Annotated in this window: 12 protein-coding genes; 7 read left to right on the forward strand and 5 right to left on the reverse strand. The window is 38.8% G+C overall.

Annotated features, from left to right (window positions below):
• Nucleotides 1-72 precede the first annotated feature (72 nt).
• Complete coding sequence (locus tag E4F24_RS13230) at nt 73-1,140, reverse strand: PLP-dependent cysteine synthase family protein (protein WP_140939578.1); 1,068 nt, start codon at nt 1,138-1,140, stop codon at nt 73-75.
• Nucleotides 1,141-1,332: 192 nt separating this feature from the next.
• Here E4F24_RS13230 and E4F24_RS13235 point away from each other — a divergent pair, with 192 nt between their 5' ends.
• Complete coding sequence (locus E4F24_RS13235) at nt 1,333-1,791, forward strand: Lrp/AsnC family transcriptional regulator (protein ID WP_140939580.1); 459 nt, start codon at nt 1,333-1,335, stop codon at nt 1,789-1,791.
• 78 nt (nt 1,792-1,869) lie between these two features.
• On the opposite strand, the gene E4F24_RS13240 is transcribed toward E4F24_RS13235, so the two are convergent.
• Together E4F24_RS13240 and E4F24_RS13245 are read right to left on the reverse strand one after the other, a co-directional pair.
• The gene (locus E4F24_RS13240) at nt 1,870-5,250 is read right to left on the reverse strand and encodes a DUF11 domain-containing protein (RefSeq protein ID WP_140939582.1); all 3,381 of its coding nucleotides are present in this window, start codon (nt 5,248-5,250) and stop codon (nt 1,870-1,872) included.
• A gap of 11 nt (nt 5,251-5,261) precedes the next feature.
• Nucleotides 5,262-7,301, reverse strand: coding sequence for a hypothetical protein (locus tag E4F24_RS13245; protein ID WP_140939584.1), 2,040 nt, complete (start codon nt 7,299-7,301; stop codon nt 5,262-5,264).
• Between the two features lie 450 nt (nt 7,302-7,751).
• Between E4F24_RS13245 and E4F24_RS13250 the strand changes: the two genes are divergently transcribed.
• Nucleotides 7,752-9,068: an alpha-L-rhamnosidase-related protein gene (locus tag E4F24_RS13250; protein ID WP_140939586.1), complete on the forward strand. Its 1,317-nt coding sequence runs from the start codon at nt 7,752-7,754 to the stop codon at nt 9,066-9,068.
• Nucleotides 9,069-9,894: 826 nt separating this feature from the next.
• Here E4F24_RS13250 and E4F24_RS13255 read toward each other — a convergent pair.
• Both E4F24_RS13255 and E4F24_RS13260 read right to left on the reverse strand, forming a co-directional pair.
• Nucleotides 9,895-10,872 carry a nucleotidyl transferase AbiEii/AbiGii toxin family protein gene (locus E4F24_RS13255; protein WP_140939588.1) on the reverse strand — a complete coding sequence of 326 codons (978 nt, stop codon included), beginning with the start codon at nt 10,870-10,872 and terminating at the stop codon, nt 9,895-9,897.
• Nucleotides 10,869-11,594: a DUF6088 family protein gene (locus E4F24_RS13260; protein WP_140939589.1), complete on the reverse strand. Its 726-nt coding sequence runs from the start codon at nt 11,592-11,594 to the stop codon at nt 10,869-10,871. The genes E4F24_RS13255 and E4F24_RS13260 overlap by 4 nt, the downstream gene beginning before the upstream one ends.
• Nucleotides 11,595-11,843: 249 nt before the next feature.
• On the opposite strand from E4F24_RS13260, the gene E4F24_RS13265 reads away from it, so the two are divergent.
• The 5 genes from E4F24_RS13265 to E4F24_RS13285 all read left to right on the forward strand — a co-directional run bounded on the left by E4F24_RS13265 (nt 11,844) and on the right by E4F24_RS13285 (nt 15,413).
• The gene (locus E4F24_RS13265) at nt 11,844-12,155 is read left to right on the forward strand and encodes a hypothetical protein (RefSeq protein WP_235891228.1); all 312 of its coding nucleotides are present in this window, start codon (nt 11,844-11,846) and stop codon (nt 12,153-12,155) included.
• A gap of 120 nt (nt 12,156-12,275) precedes the next feature.
• Nucleotides 12,276-13,451 carry a hypothetical protein gene (locus tag E4F24_RS13270; RefSeq protein ID WP_140939590.1) on the forward strand — a complete coding sequence of 392 codons (1,176 nt, stop codon included), beginning with the start codon at nt 12,276-12,278 and terminating at the stop codon, nt 13,449-13,451.
• A gap of 73 nt (nt 13,452-13,524) precedes the next feature.
• A complete protein-coding gene (locus tag E4F24_RS13275) occupies nt 13,525-14,016 on the forward strand; it encodes a tetratricopeptide repeat protein (RefSeq protein ID WP_140939591.1) in 492 nt (163 codons plus the stop codon).
• Entirely contained in the window at nt 14,016-14,363 is a 348-nt protein-coding gene (locus tag E4F24_RS13280) for a hypothetical protein (RefSeq protein WP_140939592.1), read from the forward strand. The genes E4F24_RS13275 and E4F24_RS13280 overlap by 1 nt, the downstream gene beginning before the upstream one ends.
• A 42-nt stretch (nt 14,364-14,405) precedes the next feature.
• A complete protein-coding gene (locus E4F24_RS13285) occupies nt 14,406-15,413 on the forward strand; it encodes a hypothetical protein (protein ID WP_181182492.1) in 1,008 nt (335 codons plus the stop codon).
• The last annotated feature ends 310 nt before the right edge of the window (nt 15,414-15,723 follow it).

A 15,723-nucleotide genomic window follows, 5' to 3' on the forward strand; every position in this document is an offset into this window, starting at 1 on the left:
CCTGACCGGATACCCCTAACACAAACAACACCTAAAAGTTTTCAATTTTTAGGTTGAAACAACCGTTAAATATTATCGCACACCGATCAATGGTTTTTCCAAACGACTGATTGGCAAATATTCTGTAAACGAAAGATCAGTAGATAAATACCCCGGTTTGATCGGCTCTTCACGAACGAGATCAGTACTCAAATATTTTTTGTTATCATCACAAAGTAATGTCACGACTACCGCTTCATCACCGAGCTCTTCTTTTAGTTTAATCGCACCGATAATATTGGCTCCAGAAGAAATTCCTACAGCCAATCCTAATTCCTTAGCTAGTTTTTGAGCCATAATAATCGCATCCCCATCGCACGCTTTGATTACTTGATCCACCTCATCTAGCTTTACAATAGCCGGAATAAATTCATCTGAAATACCTTGAATACGGTGAGATCCCACTTTATATCCTGTGGTCAATGTTGGACTTTCCGCCGGTTCAAGCGGATGTATTCTAACACTCGGATTACTATTCCGAAGCTGTCTACCCACACCCATCACCGTACCACCTGTACCTACTCCTGCCACAAAAGCATCTGCTACCAATCCGACCGAAGCAAGTTGATTCACGATCTCTTTTCCTGTGGTCAACTCGTGCGCCTCCACATTGAATTCATTCTCGAACTGTCTCGGTAAAAATACGCCACCTTTTGCAGCCAACTCCTCGCTTAGCTTAATGCTTCCAAGGAAACCGCCCTCTTCTTTACTCACCAACTGTATATCGGCACCCATACTTTTTATGATATCGATACGTTCCTTACTCAACCAGTTAGGCATAATGATTTTCACCTGATGTCCAAGCGCCTTGCCTATCGCTGAAAAAGAAATCCCCGTATTACCACTTGTTGCTTCCACAATCATATCCTTTGGATTGATCTGGCAATTCATATATGCCTTATAAAGAATATACAAGGCCATACGATCCTTTATACTTCCTGTCAGATTATAGTTTTCACACTTCACATAGATCTTTCCGGCTTTACCCTTATAGAGGTATTGCAACTCTAACATAGGCGTATTGCCCACCAAACACCACAAGTGTTTAAATCTACTATCCAATTCAGGAGAAAGACATTTACTCATTATTTCTTCTCTCATTTTTATTTTTATTTTGAATCATTGACACACTCCCATCTCTACCATCATATCGTTAACAAAATTGCAGTTAAACAAGATAATATTCAATATGAAAATCAATTTTCGATAATTTTTACGGAATAAACACAATAATTTAATAAATTATTCATAAAAAATATATAATTTAGTAGAGTACCAAGAAAAAATACACTTATGCAATTAGATGATACAGACGTAAAGCTACTTCGGTTACTTCAACAAGATGCGACACTGAGCAACAAAGAGTTATCTTTCAAATTACACAAATCAATAGCCGCTATTCATGAGCGGGTAAAAAAACTTAAAGTTCAAGGTTATATAAAAAGGGTTGTAGCAATCGTAGATAGACATAAGATAGGAATTGGTCTTATTTCTTTTTCTCAGGTCTTTCTTAAAGCACATACTGCTGAAGTACTGAACGAGTTTGAACGTGATGTTGCAAAGTTCCCCGAAGTAATGGAATGCTATCAGATGGCAGGATCCTATGATTTTATGCTACGTATAGCCACGAAAGACATGGATGCATACCACATGTTCCTGCGGCATAAATTAGCAGTATTACCTCAAGTAAATACCGTACAAACCTATTTCGTACTTTCTGAAACTAAAAGTGAAACAGCGTATTCTATATAACTAAACAGAAAAATATACCAAAGTTTCGCAAGTGGCTCCCGAAAGGGCCACTTGCGAAACAACTTGTTATTTACTTATTTACAAATTCGACATTCCTTCAAAAGAAACCTTCTCATCAATAAGTCCCGGAATCACAACCTCTATGACACAAGGTTCACATTTCTTGCCCCCACATATAGGTGTAAATACGACTTTATAAATTCCCGGAGTTACAAATTGATATTGGAACGTCTTACCCATACCATTAACAATCATACCGGTCGTTCCATACACTTCCCATTGATAAGAGACGGCACAATTTTCCGGCTCGCAGATATAATCAGGAGCCAAAAAGGAATAGCTGCCCTTCTTCAACTTGACCGACTTGCCACATGCCACAACTTGTCCCGTATTGATTGTCCTCGCCTTTTGCGCGAGTTCCAGATACCCCTCAAACTGATCGTTTGGTGTACCGGACAAGAGTGTACTGACGCGTACATCATGACTCTTCCAATAACCACAGTCGCAGCTCGCAGTACAACATATAATCCGGAACCTCCGGGTCCGTACAATACAGTCACTCTTCGGATCTTTGATGACTAAGTACCATATACGATTATTATCACATGGAAAATCAGCCGGAATAGTGTATATGAAGGTATTTGTTCCACCGACTTCCGATGCCAACACCTGATAGGTCGTATTGGTCTGTGCATCCACTAGATAGATATCTACCAACCCTGAAGGCGTAGAGCCCGACCAGGTCAACTGTATATTATCTCCCGGACAGAAAACCTCTTTGTCCGTCATCTGCGTAATAACCAAATCACAAGGTTTTACCGGATCACCGGTATAGCAGATAGTCTTTTCACACACGTTACAGTTCACATCCTTAACACGCACTTTGAGACAGAAGGTAAAAGTCACCTCACAGCAAGATATATCCAGTACATTAGGTCCGCTGACTTCCACTGCGACCTGTCCGTTGATTATGGAAGGATTTCCTAATCCCCAGATCAGGCTACCAGCAGGTCCATTGCCTTGCAGGGTCAATCCACCAACCTGGGTCGTACCCGATGAGAGCATCCCAAAGATACCCATATCGATGGGTTTACAATCTTCCTGATTGTAGCTCACATGGAAGTCTAACATGGTGATATCAAGCTCTTGAATAGGTACTGCGCCACCCGATATCTGCACATAATATGTACCGTTATGCGCTATTAATTGCGCCGTAAATCCAGGAATATCACAACATTCAAGGCTATTCACACAGGCGGCCGGCTCATCTTCACTACCATAATTGGCACTCAGCTCTACACCACTGGTACTCATAAGAGCTGTCGCAGTCACCCCTACATTACAACAATTTCCACCTTGTATTTTACGCACAGGAATGGTGATCGTAAAAGTCTCTCCAGGCGCCAGAGCTGCCGATGGCGCAACATTAACCTGTATATTACCTGTACTGGTGCTCGGCACAGTGGCTCCTGCGGCATTCTCTACAGACACGGCTCCCGCACGCTCTACACAGGAGGGCAGCGCATCCGAAATACTGATCGTATGCAATGGTACGCTACCGTTATTCGTCACCTCAATAATATAATTAAACATCTGGCCATTCTCGACAATATCTTGATCTGCCTGTTTTTTAACACTAAGTACACCCACTTGATCTACTGCATAATTCACTGCCGATGAGAGACTGGAGCCATTGTATGTAATATTCGCCAGATTGGTTTTCGACCCATGCATTTGCGGTAAAATCTTCGCATCAAAATAGATTCGCAAGAAGTTGCCCATACCGATTTGACAGATCCCCGGCATATTCGTAATAGTGAATGTAGGATTTTGTAAATCGGAGGTATTGGCGGTCACCGGAAACGGAACACTGGGCTGCAAATGCCCTGCAGGGGGCATACAGCTATTGATATAGCCTGTGTTTCCATTCGTATAATATTCATATTGTATCGATGAAGGTATGATCTGTAGATTCTGCCCCATTGCAGCCAACGCATCAGACACCACCGTACTCAGATCGCCGGCACCCGAGTTCCAGATCGTTACAACAAACTGAATGGTATTCCCAATCTGGTACAGGGGTGGGGTTAACGCGTTCGGCGGATTTATAATACATTTCCTTATCGCCGGGATAGGCCGAGGCTCTTCCACAACGAATTGTGTATTTGCTGTTTGATTCTGTATAGCTGTATCCAATTGTGGACAATCGATACCGGGACAGGCTGTTGAAGAAGAACCACCTCCGGAACTACCGGATCCGCTACCTATTGCCTGGTAACTAACCTGTGCGGTATTGATTATCGTACTGCCCACCGGTGTCGTACTGTCTATAGTAAATGTAATCCATATATACACGGTCTGTCCCGGATTGAGCTGGGTACTACCCCCACTAAATGTATAGAATCCCGCTACATTGGTAACGGTCCATCCTCCCGGTACAGTAGGCGTACCTACCAGGGTAATACCTGGTATATTCAGATTATCGGTCACCGTGATATCCGTCCACGGAACATTCCCATTGTTAGTCAACACAATCAGATAGCGTCCTTGGCAACCTGGTGTCAGGTTGGTGCCAGCGCCATTGTACACCTGTTTGGTAAAAGAGAGACTAGCATTAGGACTACTCATAGCAGACGAGGTCGCCGTAGCCGTACCATCCATATTACCACAACCATTTCCAAGTTGAAATTGATAATCTACATTATTGGTAATGGTCGCCCCCTCTGATACACAATTATTCAAGTAAACATCATAGACATAACCTCCATTACCCGCTGAATGAATTGGACCAACATTAAAAAAGGCACCGGAAACAACTGGTGTAGGAGCATCCTCCGTCATAGTACCTTGAATCGAATATGTCCCCAATCCTATACCATTCGGGTTGTTATGTTGCAAATATATACGCCAATGCGATATACCACACACGAGATTCCCGCTCACAAACACTTTCTGCACACTCCAGTAATTTGCAGCCCTGGCCTTTACCTTTACGGTACTGTTACAGATATATTCCTGCCCCCCACATTCCACTTTGACCGTGACCTGAAAGCTTCCTTCCACACCATCACAGGTCACATAGCCCGGAAACTTAAAGAACAGGTTAAAATTTTGACCATCGTTACCAGCCAGCGGAGTCGTATTTTGATAGGTCTGCGGTGCTGTCATCGTAAACGGTATCGCTCCGGACACCTGAAACTGGAGATTGCTTGAGGTATTGACCGTCACTGTCTTGACACAGCTGGCCGACATCGTCCCCGGCAAGGTTATATTCAAGGGTATATTATCTCCTGTAAGGGCTTCCGCAGGGACACTGATCGTCATCACACCGTACGAGCCTATGTTGCAGCTTGCTGTCTGAGGCGCAGTGTTCAGAACAATCTGCCCCCTACTAACAACGGATAAGACCATAAACAACAGCAATAGGCTATAGCTTTTTATTTCAATTAAAGTTTTCATAATGCTATAGATTAATTGGTAAACTGAAAACACTCGGTAAACACACAGGACTTGCAATTGGCCTCATCGTAATAAACGATTATTTTAAAACAAACCTCATAGTCCATCTTACAACAGTCCGCATCAAATCCCGCTGCCGGCCCCGGCAACCCTACCACTAAATCGACAGGAATATTACCTGTAAGTGCCGAATTGGAAATATACTTAACCACTTTCGAAGCATTCGGATTGCTACTTGGATTTCCTGCCGCATTATAGAAATTCAGGCTGGTAGATCCATTGATCGAAGACCCCGGACGCAACAGCATACCCGCTTCTTCTAAGCTTGTAATACCACCTGAACATGCAGTAGGAGACGCTGTGTACTGATAAGAAAGCACCGATATCTCTATAGCATAAATAGGCTGATTAACCTGAATCCCCCCTTGGAAAGAAAAAGCGTACGGTGCTGTCTGCACAGGGTTAATCTGCATGTTATCAACGGTCAAGATCATATCCTTACAATCTTCGCAGATACATTCCGGAAGACTATCTATCACCGTACTCACGCCTGGCTGACAAAGAATAGGCCCCGGATCCAAATCATCTCCCTGCAAACCGATACCAATAGCCGTTACGCTCGATGGCACGACTACCTCGAAGCAATATTGCACCGTAGAGCTTGAAGCACCAATCTGTGGCACCAATGTAGGCTGCGGAGGTACCAATGTAAATGTGAGCGGGTTGTAACTTTGGTCAAAAACCATCAATCCTGCACCAGATTGCAGATACGTCAGATCGCCAGAGGTACTGGCATAAACCGAATTGAAACAGATCTTATATTTCCTGTTTTCGCCCTCATATCCTAAGCAACTTATATTTTCATCTTGAATAGAAAACTGTATATCACAATTACTAATCATAAAAAATTGAGGTGTAGAGACTATACCTGTCGTAAGCTCGGTCACTTGCCAACGATAGCGTCCTTCAGGAAGCGCTGCTCCTTTGGTCAGTTCCGCTACAGGGAGTGTTGTTTTTGCGGATCTGGCTTGATACGTCCGTTGAGCCGCTTGCCGCGCATCCAGCAATACGACTTCAAGACTGTACCGTGCTGCAGGCAATGGAGCTCCTATCAAACGCCAGGTAAATTCTTGCAGATCCTTAGATAAACGAAATTGACGATTGTTGACAGGTGATACCGCCTGTAATGACCTATGCTCTTTCACTTCCACCTGCTCTTCTTTTCGTGGAAACACAGGGATTGACGGAGTACGATCAACCTTATGATCTCTGCCGGTTGATGTTGATTTACCTTTACCCAACTGTAATGCTAAACCGATCTGCGCTCCTAAGGCTTTCCAGCTCCCTCGTCCACTGTTGGAAGTATACCCGGCTTCGACAAATTGTCCCCACTCTTTAAAGGAGTTTCCTTCAGCATCTACCGTTTGAATGTGCTGTTCCGAAAAGCCGAATTTGGATAGTACATAATTCCCTTCAGCCCAAAGCTTCAATCTTTCCCCAACAGGATAGGATACCCGAAACCTTGGCATGACTTGAAAAGATTTACTATCTACCTTATCGCGGCTATATATCCGCTTTTTTAACGTACGTTCTCCGACATCGATATACTGATCGAAAGCGATAGGAGCCTGGTTAAGCATAGCCATACCGCCCTCTACCGCAACACTCAACTGTAGTTTTTCACCGAGGTAAAAATCTGCCCTGGGCCCTGCACCAAACCTAATTATACGCTGGGATGATGTTAGGCTTGAGTCTGACCCGACGTAAGCGGAACTAATACCCGGTAACGTATAGGGCGATATTAACGAGGAAGAATACTGTTTCGATGAAAAAAATCCGGCTCCTATGTCTACTCCAAAAGAAAAGGAAGATCTGGATAAGAACGGAATATAAGCACCTAAATTCCCCCCTTTGCCTGTGGCAAAATAAGTATCTTTAGATACACTGACCAGCCCTCCCCCTAGATAGAGCTCTGGTCGTTGCTGAGCTACACCTGTCCGAAAGGACCAAAGATGCACTATACAGCACAAAATGACTAAATATGTTTTCATAATTTGTTTATATTTTGATAATACAGATATATAACAACATTTTTACAAAAATGTTCCTAACCTTAAAGAATTATTAAAAAACTTAAAAATCAAACACTCCTTTCCGGATAAAAATCTTAGTCCGGAGCGTACCACTACGCCCCATCTGTTCAATAGCACTCATTACAATTGCACCAAGTTTACTCCTTTTGTGTATCTAAGAAACACGTTAGTATATTGGTTATTAGCATGAATACAATTCTTATGCTCATGGTTTACAATTTTGCTTTTATAAATAATGCAGTGTGCATGTAACAACCGAAATGTACACACATATAAAACAAATTTCTTATACTTGTATATATAGAATAGCATAACCTTTATTATGAATCGATGCAACTTATTTTTTATACTTTACTTCGTTAACCCAATACATTACAACTATAAGTTGGATCTATATTTAATAATGACATGAAAAAATACGCAATTTACCTTTTGTCCTGTGCCCTTTTCGCAACAGGATGTCAGTCCGGAAGCAAGAAATCAGATCAAGACTTAGCCGATCAAATTCTTTCAGACACCACTTTTACCATAGTAGATAGCCTTGCTCGTGCAGTCATAAAAGAAGGCTTCAATGCAGGCAGTGGCTACTCCCAAATATGGGCAAGAGACCTCAATACGTTTATTGAAACCGCATTAGACGAACGGTCCAAAGAAGAGGTTAAGGGTGCGATCCTTTTATTTTTTGCGCTACAGCAAAAAAATGACGAAATGATAGATGGCTATGTCCTGAAAGAAGATTTCACCTGGAATGACGATACTCCATATTATTCAGATGCGGCTCCTGGTCACGTGGGCTTCAAAAATACCGTAGAGACTGACCAAGAAACCTCATTAATCCAACTCGTCGGTAAATATGTCAACAAAACAGGCGACATCGCGTTGCTCAATGAAGAGGTAGCTGGTGTCACTGTGTACACGCGCATGGAAAAAATGATCGATTACCTGCTTCGGGAACGATATAACGAGAAGTTTGGTCTACTATGGGGTGCCATGACCGCAGACTGGGGCGATGTACAGCCTAACGATGACTTTGGCTGCGATTGGAATGATACCTTATCCCACGAGGCGATAGACGTGTATGACAATGCGATGTTTATGATTGCCATGGATTACATGCAGCAGATGACCACGGATAAAGACAAGCTGGAGCGTTGGAAGACCTTAAAACAAGATATACACGCGAATGTGAGAAAGCATTTATGGGATACAAAAAATCAGAAATTCATTCCTCACGTCTATCCGGGTGATTCACCTATCCCCGATGGATTTGACGAGAACAGCATCCACTATCATGGCGGTACAGCCGTCGCTATAGAAGCCGGACTGTTGTCTAAAGAAGAGATAGCTGCCGTCAATAAACAAATGGTGGAGAATGTAACGCTATCCGGCATGCCTAGTATTGGGTTGACACTATATCCTGCTTATCCTGAAGGCCTTTTCAGGGGTGGGATGTCTGCCCCCTATATCTATCAGAACGGAGGCGACTGGACTTGGTTTGGTGGCCGAATGATCCAACAGTTGATTGCTCATGGATTTGTTAAAGAGGCCTACGATGAAGTCAGACCCATGATTAACCGTGTCGTCAAAAATCAAGGGTTCTATGAATGGTACGGAAAAGGTGATGTACCTAGTGGATCGGGAAAATTCAAAGGATCTGCAGGTGTGCTTAGTAAAGCTATTGACCAATTCAGAGTGTGGGCCGTTTCTACTCAGAAAGGATCTTAAATTAAATACCAAAGGGGTACAGAGAATGAGTCAAACTGCAATAAATGACAACAAAATAAATGATTCATATAATTGATTTAAAATTATTTACACGCTATTCGGTGAGTAAATATAAATCTAAAAAAGACTCACCGTTTAACTCACATTTACATTGATATTGATTGGGGGATTCTGATATGAAAAAAAACAAAAAACCCGCAAATCCATAGAATTTGCGGGTTTTTGACCTTACTTAGTGTAAGTGTTGTCGGGGTGGCAGGATTGGCTCAGCCCCTCGATTCCCCAACACGACCCTGAAGCCTCCTGCGGATCGAACCCCGGTTCTCATCCCGCCACAAACAAAAAAAGCCCGACTTTCGTCGAGCTTTTTTGTCGGGGTGGCAGGATTTTCCACCACACCTCTAATGCGTTGATTATATTATTGTTAGCAAGTTATCTATCAAGAGAGGTAACCGAATAGGTCTCCTTTAATATGTCCTACTTTGTAGGCTTTTGAGTTCTCTTGACAGAACCTTTTCCAATCAGTCAATGTACTTTGTTATCATAAAGATACGAAAGTCCTTTGATAACAACAATCCTTTTTTTCATAGAATTTGGTCGCCAAATCAATTCCGTAAACAGCCAAAGCGAGAACAACCACGGACAAGAGCGGTGGGGTTTCGCAAGCCACAAATGAGCGAGGGGAGATCAAGTCGGTTACCAACTCTCTTTACACTTTGCTTATGCTTAAATGATGCAATCGTGATGCTATTATGATGCGATTGGTGCAATTCAAAAGAATAGACTATTAGCCATTGGAAATCTTGGCTTCATTCTGACTTTAATCTCATGGTTTTATGTTCCATTCTATTGTTTTCAATCTGTCCGATACTGCTGTCAAAGTTTTTAGTATGTCCTTTTCGGGTGGAAGTTCCCCAAAAACTAATTCGCTGAAACTTTTTGTGTAAGCATCTTTGATTTTATTCCAAGTGTCTGTTGTATCAGAAAAAATAATTGCTGTCGTTGGGTGATTGGCTAACCATTCGTTGTTGTTTTTGAAACTTGTAATGTCATCATTTGCTACTCGCAAAAGCATTGTTTTAAATTCGTCTGATTGAAAGAAAGATTTCAGATTTTCATCTTTCAGCATCAAATGAATGTCGTAAGTATGACGGATTTTGTTTCTTAAATCGGTAATGGGTTCTTGTGTTTGAGAAAAACGCACCAAGCTCATAATTTTTTCGCACAACGTTCTTTTCGGGTTCAGCACCAATACCTCAAATGGATTAATTCCGTAGTCGTCAATGAGTGTTTGTTGGTTGTTCTGCAACATCATTTCGTAAATGAACGAACTTACACTTGCGGTTGTGTATGGTTCAAAATTTCCTAACCAAGTAGATTCCACAATGATAATATCCCGCACTTGCCCGAAATGTCCCGTGAAAGTACGAGGGTAATTGTGTGCTGTTTTGCGTATCATTCCGACTTTATTGGTAATTCCGTCAATGTCTATTTCGGGAAGTACGTCTGAAACGTATTTGGAAATCTTTTTGATTTTTGTTTTCAGTTGGTTTCCCGTTTCGCTTTCATTTCTCAACACGACCAAATCAATATCTTCCGAAAACCGTTGTATCATTCCGAAGCATTTTGATAACGCTGTACCTCCTTTAAAAACGGTTTCTTTGCCAATGTCATTTTTAAAAATATTGAACAAAGCGAACGTTACCCAATAATCTTTTTCTATATAAATTTCCTTTATGCTTAATTGCTGTGATGTAGCAATAACAGCATCTTGAAAAAGTTCTTTATTTTCGTGTAGCTTCATTTTATATTCCAATTTTCTGCGGTTGCTAATTGTTTTTCGCTAATGCCGTATTCGTATTCCGAAAGCGGGTTTAAACTTTTTTTCAATGCTGTCAAATCGCTTTCAGTTTTTATGTTTTCCAATAATGCACCGAGAAAACTCCGTACTCGTGGTGGATAAGCCAAACCGCACTTTATCAAAAGTTTTGTTTCTGTGGGATTGAGTTCTTTCAGTTTTGTTAAAAGTATTTTGATTGCAGAACTTTTATCCAAGTCAGGAATTTTTTTGAAATCCTTTAACGCGTCCAATAACTCCAACAAGTAAAAATTTTTATCGGTTACGTCCACATAACTTTTTACAGGGCTTGCTTTTACGTTGCCATTTGAAACGGTAATCCGTTTATCCCGACTTGCAATTTTTATGCTATTGGGAATTTGTGTTGTCAAACCCAAACGGTTGTATAGCGAAGTTCCTGTGATGTAGGCAATACGTTTGCCTTTTTCAAACAGATAAGGTTTTAAAATTTCTTCTTCGTTGGGTTTCAGTTCGCCAAAAACAGTTTTCTTGGGCTTGTAAAACACACCTGTCGAAACTCTTTTGATAATCCCTTTGGCAATCAGTCGTTCAATGGCTTTGGCTGTCGCAGAAAACTCCTGTGGTTCAATATCCAATTGCTCGTATTTGAACGTAGTTCCGTCAGCCAACTTACTGATTTGTTTCTGTATGTTTTGTGTAACTCCCATTGCTCTGCAAAGGTAGTGAATATCATTTACTCGTCAAGTAAACGAAACAAAATACTTGACATTTAAGTAGATGATGTTAAAGCAAAGTGTATGACTTGTGGTATTCAACCGCAGGCAGGTATAGTCTGCTGTTCTGGCATATTGAATGTTGTTTAAGATTATTCCAAAAATAGCTATATTTCGCTTTATTGGCTAATGTTGCACATATAATGCTATTTATTCTTGTCCTTCACTAACACAGGCATCTATATGATGAAGTATCAATACGGCATTGACCTGAAATCCACGCCTGTGGTTATTGTCATGATAGTATTGTCGGTCATTATCTCATTGGGAACAGGTGCTCTATACGAGAAAAACAGGCAATTGAATGATAGAAAATCATACGAGATGCGCTACCGTATGATGGAATTAGACTTGCCAAATATTACATCGTACATCGACAGCACATACACTCTAGATCCCAACAAATTCCAGAAATTAGTGATTAAACGAGAGGAGGAAAACAGACTACTACACACCATTGAACTAAAAAGAAGAGAGATAAAAGAGTTGGACTAAAAACATTATATTTGTGCGCAGACAAAGATTATGGAAAGCTATGGAGCAGAGATCAGTTTTTTTCTGAATATTTACATCTAAAAACACCATAATGATCAGCACCTTAATATTGCTAATAAAATGGAAGAAAAAAGAATTTCTTATACTGGAAATATTCAGCAACTCAAGACATATCTGAATTTTGATAAACTGCATTTAACTGTCGCAACAAACGTAAATGGAGAGAAAACTAATTTTCTCAGACATTGGGATTCTGAAAGGAGAATTTCTGTTATTATTGGTAAAGAATTATGTGACGAAATTTCAATAAATTCAGAGCTGTTGCTTAAGACGAATTCTGAAATAAAAATTGGAGAAAACGGAACATATGAATCTATCTCCATTACTCGAGCTGAAGTGACTAATAATATACCGCCTGATAATAAATCACAAGAACAGGTAAATTCTTTCGAAATTTTACTAAAACGCTACATTGAATTGAAAGTAATTGATCGAAACAATGAAGCATTACAAAATGAGTATCAAAAACTGCATACATATTTTTTTCAAACGTATATGTCAGTAAGAATACATCCTGATATCGATATCGGAGGCCCATATGATTTTGATGAATGGATAAATCAGGAGTACCAACGACTTATAGAATTAGAAAAAATAGAGTCCTACCTTGATGACATATCTGATAATATTTCTATTAATCCTGTTGCAGTGAAAAGCGAAATTGACATTCATATGGAGTATTTTGACAATTTAGGATTTCATAATCAGAACGTATATAACTGGAGAACAGCTATACTTAAAAATTTGGAAGAAAATAATATTGATATGTCAGAATTCTATTTTTCAACTTTTAACAAGAATAATAAAGATCTCCTGCAGCATATATCACTAAGGGCTGAAACTTTTCAATTTTTAGACGAAAGAGGCTTAATTAATAGAGGTTTCTGTCCTATCACTGGAGAAACTATAAACAATACCTATAATTTTAACATTTTTAATAGGACAGTATTCCTTTCTGAAAAAGGCGTGGAAGTTTGCGAAAATATTGATAGAAAAAAATGGAAAAATGATAAAATTGATTATGATAGCTTTCAAGCATCCAAGAGAAATACAAAAAAACAAGCTCCTGTAATCTTTTTAGTACTATTTAGTATATCCCTAGTAACATCCTGGAAAATGATTGCTCCAGATGGTTTCTTTTCATTTATTGGATTCGTTTTAGTTTCAATTATCTTTTTCACAATTTTCTGGAAAATTTTTATATTCTTATTCGCTCGTTATCAGAAAACAAAATAGATTCACAACCAAATTGATAATCTAATAATAAAAGTTAAAATGCATAATACACTACTTAAATAAAATATAAAAAATGATAGGAGCTTTAATAACAGGACTTTTAGGAGGCTTAATTTTTGTTCTATTTGGCAAACTCTCAAATAAAGCTGAACATAGTATAAGAAAGAAAAGGTTTGATAAAAATATCTTAAAATCGCAATCGAATATTTCCAATGGAAAAATTCAAAAAGAAGATCTTACGGCTTTAATAGCTTTTTATGGCAATAAAAATGATCTAAAAGAAGGAGAGAAATATATAACTCTGGCACAAGAACACTTTCCAGAAGACAGAACTTTAAATGAAGCAATTTTCATGTTTTATAAAAACATAGGAGATTTTAATGCTGCTTTTCATAAGATTGAAGAATTAATTAAGCAAACTCCTGAGAACGCTGATATCCTTTTTTACAAAGGTTTATGTCACTATAAATTAGGTGATCATGAATTAGCTGAGGAATATCGACTTAAAGCAGGTAAAAAAGAAAAATTTTATTTAAAAACAAATTATTCATCAGATAATATCTAATGAATAGCAATCACTTATTGAATACTAAAAAAGGGGTTATAATAGAAGGTAGTTGGTTTTCATGGCTAAAAATTATATTATTCTATTCAACAATAATATTTATTTTCTTTCACGATTCAATAATTCCGAAATTTACTCCTGTTTCTACCTTAGCTCATAAGATACATGAAAACTCTAGATATAAATTCAATGGAGCAAGATGTATTGATGGCTGGATAAGTAAATCGCAAGGTGAAGGAACTTGCTCTTATCATAGTGGTGTTAATTACTATTTTTACGAAGGGGAATATGCTAAAGATTTAGATGAATGCTATGAAGAGGCGAAAAAACTTTCATGGCTCAAATGATTAGGTTTATATTATTTTACAAACAATCATTAAACTACCAAAATGACAAAAAAAGATTTCGTTGTTAATTGCATTCAGCACATGGATATAGAATCACTTGATTTGGTATTTAATGCTAACCAAATTTTGCAAGAAACAACTAAGGAAATTTTCTTAAAAAAGCTTAATACAGTTTTTGCTATATTTAAGAAAAGCGGAGACACCGAATTAATCCCTTATATAGGCTATTGTAATGCTTATGGTTGCACTAAAGAGCAAGGCGAAGGATATTCATTTGAAGGCAATAAATCTAAAAAACACTTTAGTATTTTACTTTTTGAATCAAAAGATGGAGAGGTGTTTATTGAAAACTGTCATGATTTTGAACTTTCAGATAATACCATCGAAATTAAAGAAATCATAAAATTTTATATCTATGAAGATGAAAAAATAGATTTTATTGCAGATCCCAAATATTCAGCAACACATACGATTTGTTCTGGAGCTTTGATACAATTACAAAAGCATTACACAAATACCATTATTGATAAGACAATTTATACAGCTTGGTTAGACAAGTTCAAACTTACCCATTTATCATTAAATACTTACGCATATACCCATTCTTACGTATTTGAAAGATTTGACAATCTATATTTGGGCTTAAAAGAGCTAGCTAATTACCTTGAAAATGACAACTCTGCTAAAAATGCACTTCACGAGTTCGAAGAGATTGATATACATAATGAAGAAGACTTATTGAAGTGGTTGGTCAAATATGAAAAAACAGCTGATAATTTAGTTCTATTTTTAGAAATACATGGAGATATTAATCCCTATAAACTTGAAGAATCCTCCTATTTCGAAATCGAGTTTTTAAAAATAGATGTAACTGATTTTAAAAACATCATTCGTTTCAAAATATTAGTTGATGAATACTATTGGGAAATGCTTGATAGATACAAAACATATGATAATAATGAAGAATCAAGCAATCAGAGAGACCTTGAAATAACAGAAAATTCAACTTCTTTGTCCTATCATTTGAATAAAAGGGGATTTCAACTTTAGAACAAATTACAAATTATCTTAAGTTACTTCAACTTTACAACAATCAAAATCTTTCCTATAATCGTCCGAAATATGTCCGAAAATAAAAAAAGCCCGACTTTCGTCGAGCTTTTTTGTCGGGGTGGCAGGATTGGCTCAGCCCCTCGATTCCCCAACACGACCCTGAAGCCTCCTGCGGATCGAACGTATGCGCCCGATGAACTACATATTTGATTGCTCGATACTTTTCTTATAGTTCTGCGGATAGAGATCCTTTAATTTTTTATGGTTGATCGACATGATATTTTGTAGGGTATGTTTTAGCCACTGA

It is taken from the genome of Sphingobacterium lumbrici, from assembly GCF_006476045.1.
GTDB classification, from domain to species: domain Bacteria; phylum Bacteroidota; class Bacteroidia; order Sphingobacteriales; family Sphingobacteriaceae; genus Sphingobacterium; species Sphingobacterium lumbrici.

Excerpts from the sequence above, each read along its gene's own strand:
- E4F24_RS13230 (WP_140939578.1), bottom strand. The coding sequence starts at position 1,140 with ATGAGAGAAGAAATAATGAGTAAATGTCTTTCTCCTGAATTGGATAGT.
- E4F24_RS13235 (WP_140939580.1), top strand. The coding sequence starts at position 1,333 with ATGCAATTAGATGATACAGACGTAAAGCTACTTCGGTTACTTCAACAA.
- E4F24_RS13240 (WP_140939582.1), bottom strand. The coding sequence starts at position 5,250 with ATGAAAACTTTAATTGAAATAAAAAGCTATAGCCTATTGCTGTTGTTT.
- E4F24_RS13245 (WP_140939584.1), bottom strand. The coding sequence starts at position 7,301 with ATGAAAACATATTTAGTCATTTTGTGCTGTATAGTGCATCTTTGGTCC.
- E4F24_RS13250 (WP_140939586.1), top strand. The coding sequence starts at position 7,752 with ATGAAAAAATACGCAATTTACCTTTTGTCCTGTGCCCTTTTCGCAACA.
- E4F24_RS13255 (WP_140939588.1), bottom strand. The coding sequence starts at position 10,872 with ATGAAGCTACACGAAAATAAAGAACTTTTTCAAGATGCTGTTATTGCT.
- E4F24_RS13260 (WP_140939589.1), bottom strand. The coding sequence starts at position 11,594 with ATGGGAGTTACACAAAACATACAGAAACAAATCAGTAAGTTGGCTGAC.
- E4F24_RS13265 (WP_235891228.1), top strand. The coding sequence starts at position 11,844 with ATGATGAAGTATCAATACGGCATTGACCTGAAATCCACGCCTGTGGTT.
- E4F24_RS13270 (WP_140939590.1), top strand. The coding sequence starts at position 12,276 with ATGGAAGAAAAAAGAATTTCTTATACTGGAAATATTCAGCAACTCAAG.
- E4F24_RS13275 (WP_140939591.1), top strand. The coding sequence starts at position 13,525 with ATGATAGGAGCTTTAATAACAGGACTTTTAGGAGGCTTAATTTTTGTT.
- E4F24_RS13280 (WP_140939592.1), top strand. The coding sequence starts at position 14,016 with ATGAATAGCAATCACTTATTGAATACTAAAAAAGGGGTTATAATAGAA.
- E4F24_RS13285 (WP_181182492.1), top strand. The coding sequence starts at position 14,406 with ATGACAAAAAAAGATTTCGTTGTTAATTGCATTCAGCACATGGATATA.